The organism is Sinomonas gamaensis (assembly GCF_005876955.1).
Lineage (GTDB): Bacteria > Actinomycetota > Actinomycetes > Actinomycetales > Micrococcaceae > Sinomonas > Sinomonas gamaensis.
Map to the genome: position 1 here is coordinate 1 of NZ_SSCL01000008.1, position 20,977 is coordinate 20,977.

Annotated in this window: 16 protein-coding genes; 15 read left to right on the forward strand and 1 reads right to left on the reverse strand. The window is 68.6% G+C overall.

Going from position 1 to position 20,977, the window contains the following annotated elements:
* Positions 1-155 precede the first annotated feature (155 nt).
* The gene (locus tag E5679_RS11825) at positions 156-1,316 is read right to left on the reverse strand and encodes an NADH:flavin oxidoreductase (protein WP_138416071.1); all 1,161 of its coding nucleotides are present in this window, start codon (positions 1,314-1,316) and stop codon (positions 156-158) included.
* Positions 1,317-1,651: 335 nt separating this feature from the next.
* Between E5679_RS11825 and E5679_RS11830 the strand changes: the two genes are divergently transcribed.
* The 15 genes from E5679_RS11830 to E5679_RS11900 all read left to right on the forward strand — a co-directional run bounded on the left by E5679_RS11830 (position 1,652) and on the right by E5679_RS11900 (position 20,962).
* Positions 1,652-2,794: a glycosyltransferase family 4 protein gene (locus E5679_RS11830; protein ID WP_138416073.1), complete on the forward strand. Its 1,143-nt coding sequence runs from the start codon at positions 1,652-1,654 to the stop codon at positions 2,792-2,794.
* A gap of 25 nt (positions 2,795-2,819) precedes the next feature.
* Positions 2,820-4,154: a UDP-glucose dehydrogenase family protein gene (locus tag E5679_RS11835; protein ID WP_138416075.1), complete on the forward strand. Its 1,335-nt coding sequence runs from the start codon at positions 2,820-2,822 to the stop codon at positions 4,152-4,154.
* Positions 4,155-4,202: 48 nt separating this feature from the next.
* On the forward strand, positions 4,203-7,571 hold the full coding sequence (locus E5679_RS11840; RefSeq protein WP_138416077.1) for a DEAD/DEAH box helicase: 3,369 nt from the start codon (positions 4,203-4,205) through the stop codon (positions 7,569-7,571).
* A 258-nt stretch (positions 7,572-7,829) separates the two neighbouring features.
* Entirely contained in the window at positions 7,830-8,489 is a 660-nt protein-coding gene (locus E5679_RS11845) for a LysM peptidoglycan-binding domain-containing protein (protein WP_138416079.1), read from the forward strand.
* A gap of 713 nt (positions 8,490-9,202) precedes the next feature.
* Complete coding sequence (locus tag E5679_RS11850) at positions 9,203-10,744, forward strand: NCS1 family nucleobase:cation symporter-1 (RefSeq protein ID WP_138416081.1); 1,542 nt, start codon at positions 9,203-9,205, stop codon at positions 10,742-10,744.
* Positions 10,745-10,777: 33 nt separating this feature from the next.
* On the forward strand, positions 10,778-11,524 hold the full coding sequence (locus E5679_RS11855; RefSeq protein ID WP_138416083.1) for an aspartate/glutamate racemase family protein: 747 nt from the start codon (positions 10,778-10,780) through the stop codon (positions 11,522-11,524).
* 85 nt (positions 11,525-11,609) lie between these two features.
* Positions 11,610-12,254 carry an RNA polymerase sigma factor gene (locus E5679_RS11860; protein WP_138416085.1) on the forward strand — a complete coding sequence of 215 codons (645 nt, stop codon included), beginning with the start codon at positions 11,610-11,612 and terminating at the stop codon, positions 12,252-12,254.
* A complete protein-coding gene (locus tag E5679_RS11865; RefSeq protein ID WP_138416087.1) occupies positions 12,251-12,814 on the forward strand; it encodes an Ig-like domain-containing protein in 564 nt (187 codons plus the stop codon). The genes E5679_RS11860 and E5679_RS11865 overlap by 4 nt, the downstream gene beginning before the upstream one ends.
* Before the next feature lie 4 nt (positions 12,815-12,818).
* On the forward strand, positions 12,819-14,108 hold the full coding sequence (locus tag E5679_RS11870; RefSeq protein ID WP_138416089.1) for an FAD-dependent oxidoreductase: 1,290 nt from the start codon (positions 12,819-12,821) through the stop codon (positions 14,106-14,108).
* Positions 14,109-14,226: 118 nt separating this feature from the next.
* Positions 14,227-15,759 (forward strand): sodium:solute symporter family protein, encoded by a 1,533-nt coding sequence (locus E5679_RS11875; RefSeq protein WP_138416091.1) that lies wholly within the window; start codon positions 14,227-14,229, stop codon positions 15,757-15,759.
* Positions 15,756-17,021: an AGE family epimerase/isomerase gene (locus tag E5679_RS11880; RefSeq protein ID WP_212746942.1), complete on the forward strand. Its 1,266-nt coding sequence runs from the start codon at positions 15,756-15,758 to the stop codon at positions 17,019-17,021. Before E5679_RS11875 ends, E5679_RS11880 begins: the two co-directional genes overlap by 4 nt.
* Complete coding sequence (locus E5679_RS11885; RefSeq protein ID WP_212746943.1) at positions 17,018-17,767, forward strand: 6-phosphogluconolactonase; 750 nt, start codon at positions 17,018-17,020, stop codon at positions 17,765-17,767. The genes E5679_RS11880 and E5679_RS11885 overlap by 4 nt, the downstream gene beginning before the upstream one ends.
* Positions 17,764-18,525 carry a sugar isomerase domain-containing protein gene (locus E5679_RS11890; protein ID WP_138416093.1) on the forward strand — a complete coding sequence of 254 codons (762 nt, stop codon included), beginning with the start codon at positions 17,764-17,766 and terminating at the stop codon, positions 18,523-18,525. Before E5679_RS11885 ends, E5679_RS11890 begins: the two co-directional genes overlap by 4 nt.
* Positions 18,526-18,572: 47 nt before the next feature.
* Positions 18,573-19,694 carry an N-acetylglucosamine-6-phosphate deacetylase gene (locus tag E5679_RS11895; protein WP_249336093.1) on the forward strand — a complete coding sequence of 374 codons (1,122 nt, stop codon included), beginning with the start codon at positions 18,573-18,575 and terminating at the stop codon, positions 19,692-19,694.
* A complete protein-coding gene (locus tag E5679_RS11900; protein WP_171042351.1) occupies positions 19,691-20,962 on the forward strand; it encodes a neutral/alkaline non-lysosomal ceramidase N-terminal domain-containing protein in 1,272 nt (423 codons plus the stop codon). Before E5679_RS11895 ends, E5679_RS11900 begins: the two co-directional genes overlap by 4 nt.
* Positions 20,963-20,977 lie beyond the last annotated feature (15 nt).

The following is a 20,977-nucleotide window of genomic DNA, read 5'->3' on the forward strand; positions in this document are numbered from 1 at the left end:
ATCCGCTTCCCGATCCCGGCCTGGATCATCAGCCGATCCTCAGGGGTCAGCTCCCTACGCTCCATGCGACTCCTCAGCTCATGCCCCGAAATCATCGCAGGCGTTGCTTCGAAGTCCTGAGCCCAAGTGACAACCGGACAGGAACGCAGCGGGAATCAGCTGAGCGTCGCGCGGTCCTCAGCGTGGAAGGGCCGGATCTCGTCGAAGCGGCCGTCCCGGACCTTCGCCACCCAAGCCGGATCGCTCAGGAGCACGCGGCCGACGGCAATGAGGTCGAACTCCCCTCGGCCGAACTGCTCGAGAAGGGGCTCGAAGCCGGTGGTCTCGGCCCGGCCTCCCTCTTGGAACGCAACCTGGAAGGCCTGGTTGAGGCCCACGGAGCCAACGGCGATCGAGGGCAGACCAGTCACCTTCTTCGACCAGCCCGCGAGGCCCAGCTGCCCGTCGGGGCCCTCGACCTCCGGGAACGCGGGCTCCCAGTGGCGGCGCGTCGAGGCGTGGAAGGCTGACACGCCGGCCTCGGCGAGCGCACCGAGGAGGGCCTCGAGCTCGGCAGGGGTCTTCGCGATGCGGGCCGTGTAGTCGCCGGACTTCCACTGGGAGAAGCGGAAGATCACGGGGAGGTCGGGGCCCACGGCGTCCCGGACGGCCGCGGCGACCTCGGCGGGGAAGCGGGTACGCGCCTCGAGGGAACCGCCGTATCGGTCCTCTCGGCGGTTGGTCCCTTCCCACAGGAACTGGTCGAGGAGGTAGCCGTGCGCCCCGTGGAGCTCGACGGCGTCGAAGCCCGCTTCCTTGGCGGCCACGGCGGCCTTCGCGAAGTCGTCCCGAATGCGCTCGAGCTCGGCTGCCGTCGCGGCCCGCCCACGTGCCTTGCCCGAGGTCGAGAGGCCGGAGGGGCTGAGGGTGGGGAGCTGCGGGTTGAGGTCAGGGTGGTCCCCTCGCTCGGCCCCGAGGTGCCACAGCTGCGGGACGATCAGGCCACCCTGCGCGTGGACGGCGTCGACGAGCCGCTTCCACCCCGCGAGCTGCGCCTCTCCGAACAGGCGTGGGACGCGGGTGCTCGGCCCGGAGTCCTCGGACACGTAGACGCCCTCGGTGATGAGGAGTCCCACCCCTGCCGCGGCGCGGCGGGCGTAGTAGGAGATGACCTCGTCGGTGACCGTTCCCTCAGGGGAGAATTCGCGCGTCATCGGGGCCATCGCGAAGCGGTTCGGGACGCGCAGCGAGCCCAGCTGGACGGGCGTGAAGAGATCGGCGAGGGCCTTCTTCTGGGCGTCTGGCGTGATGGGCTGTTCTGTGTGCTCAAGGGTCATGATGGCGGCAACGGCGAGCGCACGCGGTGCATTTCCGCCTGATCCGTTCTCGGACTGTGACCTTCACCACGCGCTGCGCCTCTAGAATTGAAGGCAGGCTTTCCACAGCCGCGGCGCGGACCGACTCGGCGGGGTCCGCGCCGCCACCCGTTTCGGGTACAGATAACTCCCTCCAACGGGCTTTCGGGTACAGCTAATGCGTACCCGAAACGGCTGAGGGGCGAATTAGCCGTACCCGAGACGGCAAGGGGCGAAGCCCGGCGTTAACCAACCCTTCCCCTCGTCGTCACGCCGTCTCCGCCCACGCGTCAGGCGCGCGGCGGACGGTGGAAACCGTGAGGATCGCGATAGTCGCCGAATCATTCCTGCCCCAGATGAACGGAGTGGTCCACTCGATCCTGCGGATCCTGGACCATCTGCAGGAACGCGGGGACGACGTCCTCGTGATCGCCCCCGCGGGGGACTCGGCAGTGGGCCCGGAATATGTGTCAGGGGCCCTGGTGCACCGCCTGCCGTCGATGCCGATGGCCGGCTATTCGAACGTCCGCGTCGCGTTCGGCGCGGTCCCCAAGGTGCGGCGGATCCTCAAGCGGTTCGCGCCCGACGTCGTCCATCTCGCCTCGCCCTTCGAACTCGGGTGGCGCGCGGTCCGAGCGGCCCACGGCCTCGGCATCCCGACAGTCGCGGTGTATCAGACTGAGGTCCCCAGCTACGCCGCCCGCTACGGCGTGCCGTTCCTCGAGAACTGGGCGTGGGAGCGCGTCGAGAAGATCCACCTTCTCGCGAACCGCACGCTCGCGCCGTCGACCTTCGCCGTCAATCAGCTGCGGGGCCACGGGGTCTTCGACGTCGAGCTGTGGCGCCGCGGCGTGGACACCTCGCGGTTCACCCCCACGAAGCGCGACGACGGGTGGCGGGCTTCCGTGGCGGGGGGCGCCACCCCGCAGAGGAAGATCATCGGCTACGTGGGCCGGCTCGCTGCCGAGAAGCAGGTCGAGGACCTCCGTGTGCTCGCCGACCTGCCCAACACGCAGCTGGTGATCGTGGGCGACGGCCCGCTGCGCCCCACGCTCGAGGCCCAGCTTCCCTCCGCCCACTTCACCGGCTTCCGGGGCGGCGAGGACCTGGCGCGCATCATGGCCAGCTTCGATCTGTTCGTCCACCCGGGCGAATTCGAGACGTTCTGCCAGACCATCCAGGAAGCCATGGCCTCGGGCGTTCCGGTCGTCGCGACGGGGCGCGGCGGCCCGCTCGACCTCGTAGAGAACTCGAAGACCGGCTGGCTCTACACCCCGGGCAGCCTCAACGAGCTGCGCTCCTACGTGCAGGACCTCATCGGCGACGACGCGAAGAGAGCCGCGTTCGCCGAGGCCGCGCTGCAGAGCGTGCAGGGACGGACGTGGTCCTCGATCTGCGCGGAGCTCGTAGGCCATTACGACGACGTCATCGCCGCACGCGCTCCCCTTGCGGTGCGCTGAACCGACCCTCCCGGAAAGGAACTCCATGAAGATCTCGGTCATCGGCTGCGGCTATCTTGGTGCCGTCCACGCCGCGACGCTCGCGTCGATGGGCCACGAAGTGGTGGGCGTCGACACCGATGCGGACAAGGTGGCGCATCTCGCCCGCGGCTTCGCGCCGTTCTTCGAGCCTGGGCTGGAGGAGCTCCTCGCCGAGGGGCGCGTCACCGGCCGGCTCAGGTTCACGACCGACATGGACCTCGTCGCCGCCTGCGAGGTGCACTTCCTGTGCGTCGGCACCCCGCAGTCGAAGACGAGCGAGATCGCCGACCTGACGTACCTTGAGGCCGCCACGCGCTCGCTCGCGGTCCGTGCGAAGGCGGGCTCCGTCGTCGTTGGCAAGTCCACCGTGCCCGTGGGCACGGTCCAGCGGGTGCGGGGCTGGCTCGCCGGCTCGGGCGCCGAGCTCGGGTGGAACCCCGAGTTCCTGCGGCAGGGCACGGCGGTCAAGGACTCCCTGGTGCCGGATCGCCTCGTGTATGGGTTGGACGACGGCGATGCTGCCGCCGCCATCGTGCTCCGCGTGCTCGACGAGGTCTACGCGCCGCTGCTGCATGCCGGGGTGCCGAGGATCGTGTGCAACTTCGCGACGGCGGAACTGATCAAGTCGGCCGCGAACGCCTACCTCGCCACGAAGCTCTCCTACATCAATGCCATGGCCCAGCTGTGCGATGCCGCCGGCGCGGATGTCACGCAGCTCTCGACCGCGATGGGCCTGGACCCCAGGATCGGGCAGCGCTACCTCGCCGCCGGCCTCGGCTTCGGCGGCGGGTGCCTGCCCAAGGACATCCGCTCGTTCCGGGCGCAGGCCCGGGAGCTGTCGGTCGATTCAGTGGACGCGTGGATGGGCCTCGTGGACCGGATCAACGTGGATCAGCGCGCGCGGGTCGTCGCGATCGCCGCGGAGCTGTGCGGCGGATCCCTGGCCGGCCGGCGCGTGACGGTGCTCGGCGCGGCCTTCAAGCCCGAGACCGACGACATCCGCGACTCCCCTGCGCTCGACGTCGCGCTCCGCCTCGCCCAAGCGGGCGCCCACGTGGTGGTCACCGACCCCAAGGCGATCAACAACGCGTGGATGCGCTATCCGCAGCTGCAGTTCGATCCCTCGGTGAGCTCGGCCTGCAGCGGCGCGGAGCTCGTGCTGCTCCTGACCGAATGGGCCGAGTACCGGGCGCTGAACCCGGAGGAGTTGGGCGGGATCGTGGCACGGCCAGTCATGGTCGATGCACGGAACGTCCTCGAAGCCGAGGCGTGGCGCGCTTCAGGCTGGACCGTGCGCGGGCTCGGGACGGCGTCGGGCGCGGCGATCCCTGTCCCCTAGCGCTGGGCCTGCCGCGTCGCTGTCGGAGGGGCGTGGGAGGATGGCCTCGTGCCCCTCTCCCCCAGCAACGAGCCTTCGGCCAACGGTTCCGGGCCGCGCCCCGCGGACCTGCCGATGGTCGATGTGCAGGGGCTCGTGAAGGCCGTGGGCCCGACGACGCTCGCCCGCGCCACGGCCTACGCCCGCGGGGGCCACGTCCTGAACTTCGACTGGAACCCACTGGCCAGCGAACTGACCGCCGAGGTCGAGGGCGGCGAACCCGAGCCCTACGAGTGCCTCGTCCGCATTCGACAGGCCCCTGGACGCGACCTGTACGAGGGCGGGTGGTGCACGTGCCCGGTGGGGAGCGACTGCAAGCACATGCTCGCGGCGGTCCTCGCGGCCAACGAGCAGACCATCCGGGCGCGGATGGGCATCGCTAGCCCTGCGGCACAGAAGGCCCAGCAGCCCGCGTGGCGCATGGCTCTTGCAGAGATCCTCGCCCCCGCGGGCTCCACGCCCGGTTCCACGCGGCGCACCCGCCTGGCCCTCCAGTTCGAGCTGCGGGACCTCGATGCGCACAAGCGGAAGAAGTACGGGCTCGTGTACGCCCGGCAGCATCAGGAGGGCATCAAGCTGGGCGTCCGTCCGGTGAGCGAGGATCCCAGCACGGGGCGTTGGAATCGCGGTAGCCTCTCCTGGTCCACCTTCGGCCGGCGCGACTACGCGGGCAGCTTCGATCCCGCACAATTTCGCGTCCTGCAGCAGGTCCAGCCCCTCCAGCTTGCCGATGGCGGCAACTACTGGCGCCCGAACGACCCCTGGATCTACGTCGACGACTTCAACAGCTCCCTCTGGTGGACCGTTCTGCAGGAGGCGAGGACCGCTGGCATCGAGCTCGTGGGGTCCAAGAGCAGCGTGCAGATCCACCTCGCGGACGGAGTAGAGGTGGGTCTGGACGTGCGCGCGGCGGACGACGGCGGCCTGACCGTCGCGCCGTCCCTCGCCTTCGACGGTGAGGAGGTGCCGGCATCGTCTGCGGGACCTATTGGCGACCACGGAGCGTACGCCGCGCTTCGCCACGGCAAGGACGAGCTGATCGTTCTCGCGCCGTCCTCCCGCACCCTGACCGACCGGGAGCGCGCCCTTCTGCGTCGCCACGAGCCCATCCACGTCCCCGACTCCGATCGGGACCTTTTCTTCGGTGAGCTCTATCCTGACCTCGCACGCAGCCTTGACGTGCTCAGCAGCGACGGGAGCGTGCAGCTTCCTCCCATCGAGCCGCCGGTTCTGGTGCTCACCGCCACCTTCGCGCCCCAGGATCGGCTTCGGCTCGCCTGGCACTGGGAATACAGAACGGGCGACGACGTGCGGCAGCTTCCGCTCTACGCGGGCCGGGGCGAGCACGAGGTGCGGGACGAGGCGGCGGAGGCAGCCGTCGTCGGCCGCGCGGTCTCGGCGCTCGAGGACAGCGCGGTCGCGGGCCGCTCGCTCGGGGACGCCACGCTCGCCGACCTCGACACGGCGGACTTCGTCGAGCGGACGCTCCCGGAACTGGCGAAAGTCGAGGGGCTCGAGGTGGTGCTGGTCGGCGAGAAGCCGGACTACCGGCGGCTCGACGGGGCCCCGGAGCTCGTGCTCAGCGCGGTGGAAAGCGAGAAGCGCGATTGGTTCGATCTCGGCCTCATGGTGACGGTCGAGGGCCGGAAGGTCGCGTTCCAGGACATCTTTGTGGCGCTCGCGCGGGGGCGGACCAAGATCATGCTGCCGGACAAGTCGTGGTTCCGGATCGACACCCCGGAGATCCTGCGGCTCAAGGAACTCATCGACGAGTCGCACGAACTGCGCGAATGGCAGGCGCCGGGTGGGGCGCCCAAGCCCCCGCAGCTGAGTCTGTTTCAGGCGGGACTGTGGGACGAGATCGCGGAGCTCGCGGGCGAGACGGTCGAGCCTCCCCGGTGGCGGCAGACCGTGCAGGCGCTCCTCGACCCGAAGGCTCTCGACCCCGTCGCTGCGCCCCGCGGCCTCGAGGCCGAGCTTCGCCCGTACCAGCTTGAGGGCTTCCAGTGGCTCGCGTTCCTCTGGCGCCACGGGCTCGGCGGCGTTCTCGCCGACGACATGGGGCTCGGCAAGACCCTGCAGACCCTCGCCTTGTTCCTGCACGCGCGCCGCGCCAGCGAAGATTCGGCTGCTGGGACTGCCGCGCCCTTCCTCGTCGTTGCGCCGACGTCAGTGGTGCCGAACTGGGCCTCCGAGGCGGCCCGCTTTGCGCCGTCGCTGCAGACGGTCGCGGTCTCGGACACGCAGGCTGCCGCAGGCGTTCCGCTCGCCGACAGCGTCAAGGGCGCGGACGTCGTCGTCACCAGCTATGCGCTCTTCCGCCTCGACGCCGAGGCGTATTCCGGGCTTCCGTGGGCTGGGCTCGTCATGGACGAGGCGCAGTTCCTCAAGAACCGCGCAACCAAGGCGCATCAGCACGCGCGCGACCTCGACGCGCCCTTCAAACTCGCGCTCACGGGAACGCCGCTCGAGAACAACCTGATGGAGCTCTGGTCGCTGTTCGCGATCGTCGCCCCGGGGCTGTTCCCCACCGCCCACGTGTTCTCCCAGGACTTCGCGCGGCCCATCGAGAAGAACGGCGACGAGCGCAAGCTCGCCCGGCTGCGACGGCGCATCCGGCCCCTCATGCTCCGCCGGACCAAGGAAGCGGTGGCGTCCGAGCTCCCCGAGAAGGTCGAGCAGCGCCTCGAGGTCGAGCTGTCTCCCCGGCACCGGCGCCTCTACGACCAGTACCTCCAGCGCGAGCGGGAGAAGGTCCTCGGCCTGGTCGAGGACCTTGACCGGAACCGGTTCATCGTCTTCCGCTCGCTCACGCTCCTGCGCCTCATGGCGCTCGACCCGGCGCTCGTCGACCCCGCGCTCGATCGCGTGCCGCCCGCGAAGCTCGACGTGCTGCTCGAGCAGCTCGCGGACGTCATTGCGGAAGGGCACCGTGCCCTCGTGTTCAGCCAGTTCACGTCCTTCCTCAAAAAGGCGGCCGCTCGCATGGACGCCGAGGGCATCGCGTATGTGTACTTGGACGGGTCCACGAAGCGCCGCGGACAGGTGGTCCAGGCCTTCAAGGAAGGCGACGCACCGGTCTTCCTCATCTCGCTCAAAGCCGGCGGGTTCGGCCTCAACCTCACCGAGGCCGACTACTGCTTCCTTCTCGATCCCTGGTGGAACCCCGCGGCCGAGGCTCAGGCCGTGGACCGCGCGCACCGCATCGGCCAGCAGCGGGCGGTGATGACGTACCGCCTGGTGGCACGGGGGACGATCGAGGAGAAGGTCATGGAACTCAAGGAGAAGAAGGCCGCCCTGTTCTCCTCGGTGATGGACGACGATGCCATGTTCTCGTCAGCGCTTACCGCCGACGATGTGAGAAGTCTCATAGAGTAGGTTTGGTCACGATTTGGCAACAGCGGATTTCTACCCTAGGGTAGGTCAAGGTTCGATAACGGACTGACTCCTCGAGAGGGTACAACGCCGACGCCAGCGCGCGCCGTCGGCTGCATATGCCGGGTGCTGCCATCCACCGTTCGCCGCCGTCTGCGCAGTCACCAACGTCCTGACCTCAATCAGTCAGGGGCCGGCGGCGCACGAAGACTTCCTTGGACGGGAATGAGTGCCGGTGGAGTCCCGAGCATCTGAGAAACCATGAAGAAGAACACCTTCAGCACTGCCGCACGCCGTTCTCTCGCCCTTGCCGCCATCTCCGGTGCCGCCCTCGGCGGCGCCGCACTGGCTGCGCCCGCCGCCAACGCGGCCAGCACCTCGACCTGGGACGCCATCGCCCAGTGCGAGTCCGGCGGAAACTGGGCCATCAACACGGGCAACGGCTACTACGGCGGCCTCCAGTTCACCCTGAGCACCTGGCAGGCCTACGGTGGCACCGGGATGCCGAACCAGGCCTCCAAGGACACCCAGATCGCCGTCGCCGAGCGAGTCCTCGCGAGCCAAGGGTGGGGCGCATGGCCCGCCTGCTCCGCGAAGCTCGGCCTCTCCGGCAAGGCTGGCGCCAGCCCGACTCCGGTCCAGGTTGCGCCCGCCCAGGCCGCACCCGTCCAGAAGGCGCCGGCCCCCAAGGCCGCTCCTGTCCAGCAGGCCCCGGTCCAGCAGGCTGCCCCGCGCCACGCCTCGCAGGTGCCCGTCACCGGCCAGACCTACACGATCAAGTCCGGCGACACCCTGAGCGCCATTGCCCAGCAGCTTGGCATCAAGGGCGGCTGGCAGCTCTTGGCCGACGCCAACGCGAGCACCATCGCCAACCCGAACCTCATCTTCCCCGGTCAGGTCCTTCAGATCCCCGCGGAGTAAGGTTTCCCATCCCCCACGCGGTGCCCCCGGTCGTCCTTGACCGGGGGCACCGCTGTCTGCCCCGCCGCCTTCCCCGCCGAGGTCGGGCCTGGTAGCGCCGACGTCGGGCCTGGCAACGCCGAAGTCAGGCCTGCTGACGCCGAGGTCGGGCCCTCTCACGCCAAGGTCGGGCCCGGCCGACGCCGAGATCGGCCCTAGTGACGCAGTGGCGCCCCGCCGACGTCGGACTTCTCACCGGAGCAAGGGCCGACGGCGGCCCTCGCCGAAATGATTACCGTGCCTCAGACTGGCCCGACCTCGGCGCCACACCACCCGACCTCGGCGGCAGGGCACCTGCACCCGACCTCGGCGCCACACCACCCGACCTCCGCGCCACACCACCCGACCTCGGCGCCACCAGGCCCTACTTCGGCGCCACACCACCCGACCTCGGCGCCACACCACCCGATTTCGGCGGCAGGGCACCCGACCTCGGCCAACGACGCCGGTATCCCAAAGGCGCTGTTTCAGCTTCCCAAACTTTCTTCACCGGAACTCTTGTCAGATTTGGTATCCCAGAGCTATCTTGTATACCAAGCGATGAGAGGCCGGTCACACCCAACCGAGACCCTCCGCACATCGGCGCCAAAGCCGAAAGCTGAGCCTCACAGCCCCAACAGGCCAGCGGATCCCACGAGCGGCCACGCCGCCACCACTGATCCGAAAAGAGAACCATGAACAGCAATCAGGACACCGTCGTCCAGCCGCTGAACGCCCAAGCCCACTCCGGGCGCGACGCATCACCCGCGTCCCCCACCTCGCAGATCCCGATCGCCATCAGCCCCCGCCTCTACAACCGCGACCTTGCCCCGACTGAGCGCAAGGGCCGCAGCTGGAGCGCGTACAGCATCTTCACCCTCTGGGCGAACGACGTTCACAGCCTCGGCAATTACGCCTTCGCTATCGGCCTTTTCGCTCTGGGACTCGGCGGTTGGCAGGTGCTCGGCGCGCTCGGCATCGGTGCCGTGCTGCTCTTCGCCCTGCTCAACCTGTCCGGTTTCATGGGCCAGAAGACGGGCGTTCCGTTCCCGGTCATGAGCCGCATCGCCTTCGGCATCCATGGGGCGCAGATCCCGGCGCTCATCCGTGGCGGCGTTGCCATCGCGTGGTTCGGCATCCAGACGTACTTGGCGTCCGTCGTCCTCCGTGTCCTCCTGATCGCGCTCGCTCCGGGCCTCAAGCCGCTCGACGACGGCAGCATCCTCGGGCTCTCCCCGCTCGGCTGGATTGCCTTCGTGGGTCTCTGGATCGTGCAGGTCGTGATCGTGAGCTACGGGATGGAGATGATCCGCAAGTACGAGGCTTTCGCGGGCCCAATCATCCTGGTGACCATGCTCGCCCTCGCCATCTGGATGTTCGCCCGCGCCGGCTTCTCCATCGCGTGGCACACCGACAACAGCCTCGAGGGCCCGGCGATGTGGGGCCACATTCTGGGCGGCGGCGCGCTCTGGGTGTCGATCTACGGCACGTTCGTCCTCAACTTCTGCGACTTCACGCGCGCGGCGAAGTCCAAGGGCTCGATCGTCAAGGGCAACTTCTGGGGGATCCCCGTCAACATGCTCCTCTTCGGCGCGATCAGCGTGGTCCTGGCCGGCGCCCAGTTCAAGATCGACGGGAGGATCATCACGTCCCCGTCGGACGTGGTCGAGGCCATTCCGAACACGTTCCTCCTCGCTGGCGCCTCGCTCGCGCTCCTCGTCCTGACGATCGCCGTGAACCTCATGGCCAACTTCGTCGCCCCGACCTACGCCCTCACCAACCTGTTCCCGAAGCGCCTCAACTTCCGCAAGGCCGCGATCGTGTCAGCCGTCATCGGCCTCGTGATCCTCCCCTGGAACCTCTACAACAACCCCGCCGTGATCGTGTACTTCCTCGGCGGCCTCGGGGCGCTGCTCGGTCCGCTGTTCGGCGTCATCATGGCCGACTACTGGCTCATCCGCCGCGGCCGGGTCAACGTCCGCGAGCTCTACACCGAGGAGCCCGACGGCGAGTACCACTATCGCCGCGGCTTCAACCCTCGGGCGATCGCCGCGCTCCTCCCGGCGGCCGCCGTCGCCCTCGCCATCGCCTTCGTCCCCGCACTCGCGGTGCTCTCCGAATTCGCCTGGTTCTTCGGGGCTGGCCTCGGCGCGGCAGCGTATTGGCTCGTCGCGGACCGCAAGCGCGAGTTCCACGACGCCGACGGCGAGGCGATCGCCGTCCCGGTCGTCCACTGAAGCCGACCCGAAGAATTGAGCAGAGAGAATCCCATGCGCATCCTCGTCGCCAACGTCAACACCACCCAGTCCATGACGGACGCCATCGCGGCTCAAGCCCGCCGTGCCGCGCTCCCAGACACCGAGATCGTGGGCATCACCCCGCGCTTCGGCGCCGACTCGTGCGAGGGGAGCTTCGAGAGCTATCTGGCGGCTATCGCTGTCATGGATGCGGTGACGACGTACGACGGCGATTTCGACGCCGTGATCCAGGCCGGCTATGGGGAGCATGGCAGGGAGGGGCTGCAGGAACTGCTCGACGTGCCGGTCGTCGACATCACCGAGGCTGCGGCGGCGACCGCGATGTACCTCGGCCACAGGTATTCCGTGGTCACCACCCTTGACCGCACGGTGCCGCTCATCGAGGACCGTCTCAAACTCGCGGGGCTCGACGCGCGCTGCGCCTCGGTCCGCGCCTCCGGGATGGCGGTCCTCGAGCTCGAGGCGGATCCCGAGCGCGCCATCGAGGCCATTGTGGCCGAGGCGGAGTGGGCGGTGCGGGAAGACCGGGCCGAGGTGATTGTGCTGGGCTGCGGTGGCATGGCGGAGCTCGAGGACCGGATCGGCGAGCGCTGCGGGGTGCCAGTGGTCGACGGCGTTGCTGCCGCGGTCGCCGTGGCGGAGTCGCTCGTGAGGCTCGGGCTGACGACGTCGAAGGTCCGCACGTTCGCCAAGCCGCGCCCCAAGACGGTGGTGGGCTGGCCGCTCTCGGTCCAGCCCGCCGTCGAAAGCGTCGCGTAGGGCGAAAAGGGGCGGGCTCGGAATCGAGCCCGCCCCTTCTCGCGCATGGTTTAGTCCAATCGTTGGCGGTAGAATTCGTCTGGCTATGTGTGAACTGCCCCAGCGGCACCTCCGCGACATCCTCAAGCCGGGACGCGTCGTCACGGCGCTCTTGGGAGTGGTTCTGGCCGCGGGGGCATGGCTCATCCCGCGCTCCTTCAGTTCGCTGCCCATCGGGGTGGGCGGGCTCCTGGTCCTCGGCGCGGCGATTCCCGCTCTCCGGGACTGGGAAGTCCAGTTGCCCGGCATCAAGCTGAGCGGCTCTTTCGAGGAACGCCGGGGTGACATCTTCGACGTTTTCGAGCACCAGCGAGGGGAGCTCCAGCTGTGCGCCCAGATGCTGTGCCGCGATCCCGAGCAGGCACGGAGCCTCCTCGAGGCCGCGCTTGCCCAGAGCGCTGAGGCGTGGCGGGGACCGGTCACCCCGCAACTGCGGATTTACACGCTCTGCCTGTTCGTCAAGCTCGTCGAGGCCAACGAGAAGTGGGCTCCCCCTGCGCCCAGGCATCCCAAGACGCCGCTCGACCCACTTCACGCCCTGCCGCTTCAGGAGCGCGTCGCGGTGGTCCTGCACGACTTCGGCCATCTCAGCATCGCAGAGATCGCGGGTCTCACCGATTCCACTTTGCCCGCAGTGACAGAGCGGCTCGGCCTCGCGAACCAGATGGCGCTGGACGGCGGCCAGCAATGAACCACAATCTTCGCGACCGCATGGCAGCTGAAGCGGCGTCGCTCGCCGACCGCTACCCCGCCGACATCGAGCAGGCAACTGCTTCAGGGACGCGCCGGCTTCGGAGGCGGTACATCACGCTGAGCGTCACGGCCATTCTCGTCGTGGCCGTGCTGTCGGTGTGCGTGCTCCTGTGGCGTTCGGCGTCGGGAGCCCCTGCCTGGGGCCCGTTCGCTCCGGCGGCCTCGGCCTCAGCAGAACCCACGACCCAGGGTGACACCGCGCCCGTCGCGGTTGGCCTTCGCATCGAGCCTGCCGAGGCCTCGCTCGCGGTCAGATCTTCGGGGCGTCTCGCGGCCTTCCTGATCCTTGACAACGGCGCTTCCGTCTCGACTGATCAGGTGCAAGTGCGCTGGAGGGTGGAGTGGGTGTCGTCTGACCCGTCCATCGCCACTGTGGACCAGGACGGCGTGGTCCACGCCCTCAGGCCGGGGAGCATCACGGTCCGAGCGGTAGCGGCGGAACCGGGCGGAATCGCCTTCACCGGGACCTCCCGACTGACGGTGGGCCGCGTACCCTGATCGCATGGCCGCGAACGAGCGCACGCGCGTCGCCATCGCCGGAGGGGGCCCGGCCGGCATGTTCCTTGGGCTCCTGCTCGCTCGGGGCGGCATCGACGTGACTGTCCTCGAGAAGCATGCCGATTTCCTGCGCGACTTCCGCGGCGATACCGTGCATCCCTCGACCCTCACGCTCCTCGACGAGCTGGGCCTCGGCCCGGCCTTCGCGGCGCTCCCCCAGCGCAAGATCACCTGGGTCGGGGCCGACCTCGACTCCGGTCCTGCCCAACTCGGCGACCTCTCGCTGCTGCACGGCCCGCACAACTACATCGCCTTGGTCCCGCAGTGGGACCTCCTCGAACTGCTCGCCGACGCTGCGAGCCGCGAGCCGACCTTCACGCTGCTCCGCCAGGCGGAGGTCACCGGGCTGCTGAGGGCGGACGACGGCGGAACGGGCGACGGCGGCCGCGTCACCGGGGTCGTGTGGCGGGAGCGGTCCGAGGGCGGGGAGCTCGAAGCCGAGCACCGCCTCGAGGCCGACCTGGTCGTCGCGTGCGACGGCCGCGGCTCGGCAGTCCGTGTCGCCGCCGGCCTCGAGCCGGTGGCCTTCGGCGTGCCGATGGACGTCTGGTGGTTCCGCATCCCGAGAGAGCCCTCGGACCCAGAAGGCGCCTTGGGTCGGATCCACCGCGGCCAGTTCCTCATCATGATCGATCGGGGCGACTACTGGCAGTGCGGCTACCTCATCCGCAAGGGCGCCGACGCATCGCTGAGGTCAGAGGGTATCGAAGCGTTCCGGGCCCGCCTTGCCGAGCTGCTGCCGTGGCTCGCCGACCGCACGGCGGACGCACCGTCGTCGTTCGACGACGTCAAGCTGCTGGACGTGAGGCTCGATCGCCTCCCTCGATGGCACCTTCCCGGCCTCCTCATCTTGGGTGATGCCGCGCATGCCATGAGCCCCGTCGGCGGCGTAGGGATCAATCTGGCCGTGCAGGACGCGGTCGCGGCCGCGCGGATCCTCCGTCCCGCGCTGCTCCGCGGAGGACCGGTCCCGGAGACCGTCCTGCAGAGCGTCCAACGGCGACGCTGGTGGCCCACCGTGCTGATCCAGGGGTTCCAGCAGCTCGCTCACCGCGGAGCTGTGGGGCGGATCCTCGACGAGAATGCCGCTCATCAGAGGAACTGGACCAGCTCCGAGCGACCGCCGCTTCCGCTCCGGGTGCTGGACCGCCTGCCGGCGCTGCGGGTGCTCCCCGCCAAGCTCGTGGGCATCGGCCCGCTCCCCGAGCACGCTCCGAGCTGGTCCCGGCGCTGACTCAAGCCGCTGAAATCTTTATGAGCAGAACCCCTTGTCATGCAAACGTTTGCAGAGAACCATCGAATCAAGCCGTTGTGCTACAAAGACGGCGCATTCGATCAAGGAGGCTCGAGAAATGCATATTGGCGACTGGCTCGTTCTGAGCGCCTATTTCGTCGTCATGATCGGCATCGGCTGGTGGGCGAAAAAGCGCGTGAAGAACGCCGCGGACTTCTTCACGGCTGGCGGACGAATGCCGTGGTGGCTGTCCGGCATTTCCCACCACATGTCCGGCTATTCCGCGGCGGTATTCGTGGCCTATGCCGCTATCGCCTACACGACAGGCTTTGCCCTCTACGTCTGGTGGGCCATCACCATCACCATTGCCTGTGTGATCGGCTCCGTTCTGTTCGCCCCGCGGTGGCCTCGGCTCCGCCAGCGGCTCGGCATCATCTCCCCGCTCGAGTACCTCAGTACGAGGTACAACCTGCCCGCGCAGCAAGTGCTCGCGTGGTCGGGCGCGGCCCTCAAGGTGTTCGACGTGGCGGCCAAGTGGGCGGCCAGCGCGCTGCTGCTCAATGTGTTCGCCGGCGTCCCCATCGCGGTGGGCGTCTTGATCGTCGGCGGGGTCACGCTGATCTACTCGACCATCGGCGGCCTCTGGGCAGACGCCCTGACGGATTTCGGCCAGTTCGTGATCCAGTTCGTGGCGGGCATCGCCATGCTGGTGTTCTCCCTGATCAAGCTCGGCGGTGTGTCTGCCATCGGGGATATCTGGACGAAGCTGCCAGCTTCGCATTCCCTGCCGTTCGCTGGCGACTACACTCTTCCCTTCTTCCTCGCGTACATCCTGATCAGCACCATTTCCTACAACGGCGGCACCTGGAACCTCGCGCAGCGCTTCATCGCATCGCCTACCGGCTCTGCGGCTCGCAAGTCCCTGATCCTCTCGGGTGCGCTCTACCTGATCTGGCCGCTCGTGCTGTTCTTCCCGATGTGGGCGGCGCCGCTGATCCTGCCGAATCTGGCGCATCCTGACCAGTCGTACGCCCTGCTCACGCAGCAGCTGCTCCCGGTGGGCCTCATCGGACTCGTCGTGGCGGGCATGTTCTCGCACACCATGGCCATGACGTCGTCGGACGCCAACGCAATTTCCGCCGTCGTGGTCCGCGACATCATTCCCGCGCTCCGCGGGTCGCGGCAGCCGCTCTCGTCCAGGCTCGAACTGGCTGCCGGCCGCATTTCGACGTTCCTGTTCATCGGCCTCTCGATGATCATCGCGCTCACCGCGGACTCCTTCGGAGGCGTCCTCGGCCTGATCATCCTGTGGTTCGGCGCCCTCGTGGGGCCGATCGCCGTGCCGATGCTGCTGGGGATGCTCAAGCCGTTCCGCCGCTGCGGCCCTTCCGCGGCATTGTTCTCCTGGGCAGCGGGGCTCATCGTGTTCGCGATCACGAAGTACGCGCTGGCCGCGCCCATCGCGAGCCTCGGCTCCGCGAGCGCCCAGAGCATCTCGGTGGCTGCGCCCATCCTCGCCTCCATCGTGGTGTACATCGTCCTGGGCTGGATTCGCCCTTGGCACAGCGAGGCCTCGGACGCGCTCGTCGATTCCCTCGACCACGACCTGCCGGCGGACACTCCGGTCGCCGTGGCGGCTGATGCCTCGTGATCGTCGGAACGGATCGGGTGCGGAGCGAACTGGTCGAGAACGTCCTGCCGTGGTGGCTTGAGCACGGGGTCGACCGGGAGCACGGAGGCGTCTTCACGTGCTTCTCGAACGACGGACGCCTCCTGTCACGCGAGAAGTACACGTGGTCCCAAGGCCGGTGGGCCTGGCTCTGCGCCAGGCTCGCCGAGGCCGCCGCAGCCGGAGTGATCACTGCCGAGGCGGAGCAATGGGAGCGACTCGGAGTCGAGACCGCGCGCTTCCTGCAGGAACACGTACTCCTCCCGGGACCCGTCGTCGCGTATCGGACCACCGCCGAGGGCGCGCCCCTGCCGAGCGGACCCGATGGAGAGCTGGCCGTGAGCGTGTTCGCGGACCTCTTCGCGGCGCTGGGCCTCGCGGGAGCGGCGCGAGTGCCGAGTGCGAGCTCCGAGGAGCGCGCGCTCTGGCTCGAGACGGCGCACGCTCTCCTCGCCCACGCCAGAGAACGCATCCGCTCGCGGACTGCGCCGTCGGAGCCCTACCCGGTCAGGCAGGGCTTCACCGACGGAGCGGGCCTCATGCTGCTGCTCAACGTCGGGGCCGAGCTCCACCGGTCCTCTCGCTCGGCAGAGAGCGCGGAAACCGCTGGGTGGGCGCTGGGCAAGCTGCTCGGCGACGATGACGATGGCGGCATGTGGACTCCCGCTTCATGGTGGGAGTACCGCCCGGATGACGACGGCGACCGAGACACGCTGCTCGCACGTCACCGCACGCCGGGGCACCTTCTCGAAATGGCCTGGATGGTGCTCGATGCCGCCGACGCCGTCCCGGCACTTCGTGCTCGGATCCCGTCCTGGCTTCCCGATCTTGCGGTCTGCGCCCTCGAGTTGGGGTGGGACGCGGAGTTCGGTGGGATGTTCCGCTACGTCGACGCAGACGGAGGACGGCCTCGGGGCCGCGAATTCGGCGACGACCGCTACGAGGAACTCGTCCGAAAGACCTGGGACACCAAACTGTGGTGGGTCCACGTCGAAGCCCTCTATGCGGCCCGGCTCCTCGCCGAGCGCTTCGAGCGGGCCGACCTCGCCGATTGGGGCGATCGGCTGGCCCGGTACACCTTGGACACGTTCCCTCAGCCGGGAGGCGGCGAGTGGATCCAGATCCGTGACCGCCGCGGTGCACCGTTGGACGAAGTCGTCGCCCTGCCCGTCAAAGACCCCTTCCACATTTCCCGAGCCCTGCTGCTCATGACCGAACTGGATTCCCGGAGGAGCCACCTGTGACCGTGACTGCGACCTACCCTCTTGTCGTCTCTTCGCACCCCACCCGAGAGGAGATGGGCCAGCACGCCGGGCGCCGTGCCGCCGTCGCCCTTCGCCGCGCTCTCGCGGACAAGGGCGAGGCAAGGATGATGCTCGCCGCGGCGCCGAGCCAAGAGGCCACGCTGCAGGCGCTCGCCGCCGAGGAAGGAATCGACTGGAGCCGCGTGACGTGCTTCCACATGGACGACTACATCGGGCTGCCGCAAGACGCTCCACAGGGCTTCGGCAATTGGCTGCGCCGTCACTTCTTCTCCCGTGTTGCCGGGGCGACGTTCCACTCGATCGACACGACCAGGGCGGCGGACGAGGAGGCCGCACGCTATGCCGGCCTCATGGGCGAGGAGCCGTTCGACGTCGTCCTGCTCGGCCTCGGCGTCAACGGGCATCTTGCGTTCAACGACCCGCCCGCGAATCTCGAGGACCCGGAATCCGCCAAGGTGATCACGCTTGACCGGGTGAGCCGCCAGCAGCAGGTCGACGAAGGCCTCTTCGACCGGTTCGACGACGTCCCCGAACAGGCCATCACCGTCACCATCCCCCGGCTGCTCAACGCCGTCGAGATCGTCGGCTCCGTCGCTGGGAAGGCCAAGCGGAACGCCGTGGCGGACACGCTCAATCAGCCGGTGAGCGGCGAGTACCCCGGCACGGCGCTCAGGACCCATCCGAACGCTGCCCTGTACCTCGACGCCGAGGCGGACCCGCGATGAGCACGGCAGCGCTGGCTGAGCAGTACTTCGGCAAGATCACGGAGCTGCTGCAGCGCATCCAGACGGAAGAGGCTCCAGCGGTGGACGCCGTCGCCGGGCTCCTTGCCGAGCACATCGCCCAGGACCGGCTCGTCCACATCTACGGCCCGGGCGGCCACTCGAACTTGGCGAGCCAAGAGGTGTTCTTCCGCGCTGGCGGACTCATGCACGTCTCTGCGGTCCTCGACGAGGGGACCCTGCTCTCCAATGGGGCGCTCCGCTCCATGGCCATCGAGCGGACTCCGGGCTACGGTCGGATCGTCATCGAGGATGCGGGTCTCGGTGCCGGAGACGTCCTCATCCTGGTCAACGCCTACGGGATCAACAGCGCGCTCATCGACGCCGCCCTGACGGCGAAGGCGAAGTCCGTGACGACCATTGGCATCTCTTCACGGTCACACGCCGAACAGACCAGCCCCGACCACCCTGCGAGGCACCCTCGCAAGCTCAACCTTCATGACGTCGTCGACCATCACCTCGACACGAAGGTGCCGATCGGGGACGCGGTGATGGAGATCCCCGGAGTCTCGGAGAAGACCGCGGCGGTTTCGACCTTCGCGAATGCCTTCACGCTGAATTGGCTCATGACCGCGACGATCGAGAAGCTCAGCGAGATGGGCGTCGATCCCCCGCTCTGGCGCTCGGGGAATGCCCCGGGCGGGGACGAGGCCAACCAGAAGTTCATCGACCGCTTCAAGGAACGGGTACGGAAACTGTGATCTCTCATCGGACGGCGCGAGGCAGAGACCCGCTGAGCGGCTCCACCGTGGAAATCGCCTGGGACGGGGCGAAGATCGTGTCCGTCACCGACCTCGGAGTCCAGGCGGACGGGGACCTGCCCCTGATCGCCCCCGGCTTCATCGATGGGCAGGTCAACGGCTATGGCGGTCTGGACATCAATGCCGCCGAGGTCAACGCCGAGGTGGTCATGGAGATGACCGAGCAGCTCGCGGGGATCGGGGTCACCAGCTGGGTTCCGACGATCGTGACTGCTCCAGAGGAGTCGATCCTCAACGCGCTCCGCGCCATCGAGACGGCCCGCGAGAAGGACGCGATCACCCGTGCCGCGATTCCGTGTGTCCACATCGAGGGCCCCTTCATCTCGGATCAGGACGGCCCGCGGGGCGTCCACGACGCGCGGTGGATCCGGCCGCTCGACGCCGCGGAGGTGGAGCGCTGGCGGCGGGCGAGCCAGCTCGTGGGCATCGTCACCGTCTCGCCGCACACTCCGGACGCAGTCCGTCAGATCGCGCGAATTCGCGCCCTCGGCGTGACCGTGGCCGTAGGCCACACCCACGCCACGCCCGAGCAGATATCGGCGGCGGTGGACGCCGGCGCAACGCTGTCAACGCACTTGGGCAACGGGATCGGCACGACCATTCCACGCCATCCGAACGTGCTCTGGACTCAGCTCGCCGACGACCGGCTCACCGCAGGCCTCATCGCGGACGGGCACCACCTGCCCGCGGAGACCCTCAAGGTAATGCTGCGCGCGAAGGGGCCCGAGAGGGCCTACCTCGTCTCCGACACCACCGCCCTGGCCGGAAGCCATCCGGGCCGGTACGAGACCGCGGTCGGTGGGACAGTCGACCTGTCCCCGGACGGCCGCCTCTCCTACGTCGGAACGCAGCTCCTTGCCGGCGCCGCCGCAGACCTGGCGCGCGGATTCCGCTACGTGATCAATGAAGTGGGGCTGAGCGTGGGCGATGCGTTGAAGCTCGTCACCTCGACCCCTGCTCGCGTCATCCCCGGGACGCGGCCGGGACTCGGCCATCTCCTCCCGGGGGCGCCGGCCGACCTTGTCCTCCTGGAGCCACATGAGGCGGAGTTCGGCGCTGTTCAGGCCGTCCTGCAGTCCGGGCGATGGGTCAAGGGCGGTCCCCAGTGACCCAGTCGCCGGAACCCGGACACTGGTTCAGCGTCGGCGCCGGGGTCGTCGACGTCTATCCGCCGCCGGGCACGCGGATGGCCGGCTTCGCCGCTCGCACTGAGCCGAGCACGGGTGTCCACGACCCCGTGAGCGTGCGGGCCTTGGTGGTGGACGAAACGTGCTGGATCACGGTGGACGTGTGCGGGCTGCACGAGCAGACGTGCCGGGAGATTGCGGGCGCGCTTCCGCTTCCGGCCGCGAGCGTCGCCGTGACGGCGACCCACACCCACGCAGGGCCGTGCGTCATGCCGGGGCGGCTTGGTGGCCACGACGACGCCGTCCTCGATCAGATAAGAAGCGCCGCGATCACAGCTGCTGAGAAGGCGATGGCAGGGCGGAGGCCTGCTGAGCTCTTCTACCGCGAGGCAACCGGGATCGGCGTCGCCTCCAATCGTCGACACGGCGAGCGGAAAATCGACCCTCCCGCCCAGCTCGCGTCATTCCACGGGGTCGACGGAACGCCTGTCGCCTGGGTGCTCCTCTACCCGTGCCACCCTGTTGTGGTGGGGCCCGCGAATCGGCTCATCAGCGGAGACTACCCGGCCTTCGCCCGAAAGGCTCTCGAGGCTGTGGCCCCCGGATCCATCGCCCTCTTCCTTCCAGGCGCAGCCGGAGACGTCAACACTGGGCACTCCGCCGAGGCTTCCTACAGCCTCTCTCAGGCAACGCCCCGAACTCTGGCCGAAGCCGAACGAATCGGAATCCTCATCGCCGAGAAGGCCCTCGTCGCAACCCCACGCCATCTCGCCACCGACCAGCCGGCGACTGCGCGGCAGCTCACGGTCGACCTTCGTCTGGAATCGCTCGACGATCATGTCCCCGCGGATCTGGCCGCAGAATGGAGGAGCGAGGCTCAAGTAAGCGACGCCGGCCGGGCAGCGCTCCTTGACGCCTGGATTCAGTGGGCGGAGCAGCGCCGCGAGGACGAGGAACGCGCATGGCAGGCCCCGGTCACAGCCTTCCGATGGGGCCCGCTCACCCTGGTCGGACTCCCGGGCGAGCCATTTCTCACGACTGCGGATGAAATTGCGGCCGGAGCCGGCGGAATCACCATGGTCACTGGATACACGAATGGGTGCCCGGGATATCTTCCGGCGAAGGACGAGTATAAATTCGGAGGATATGAGGTCCTCGACGCGCACCGCTATTACGGAATGCCCGCTCCGTTCGCGGCCGGAAGCGCGGAACAACTCGTGCAGGCAGCCGTGGACCTAGTGCCGAAGTGATTTCCAGGCCCACCA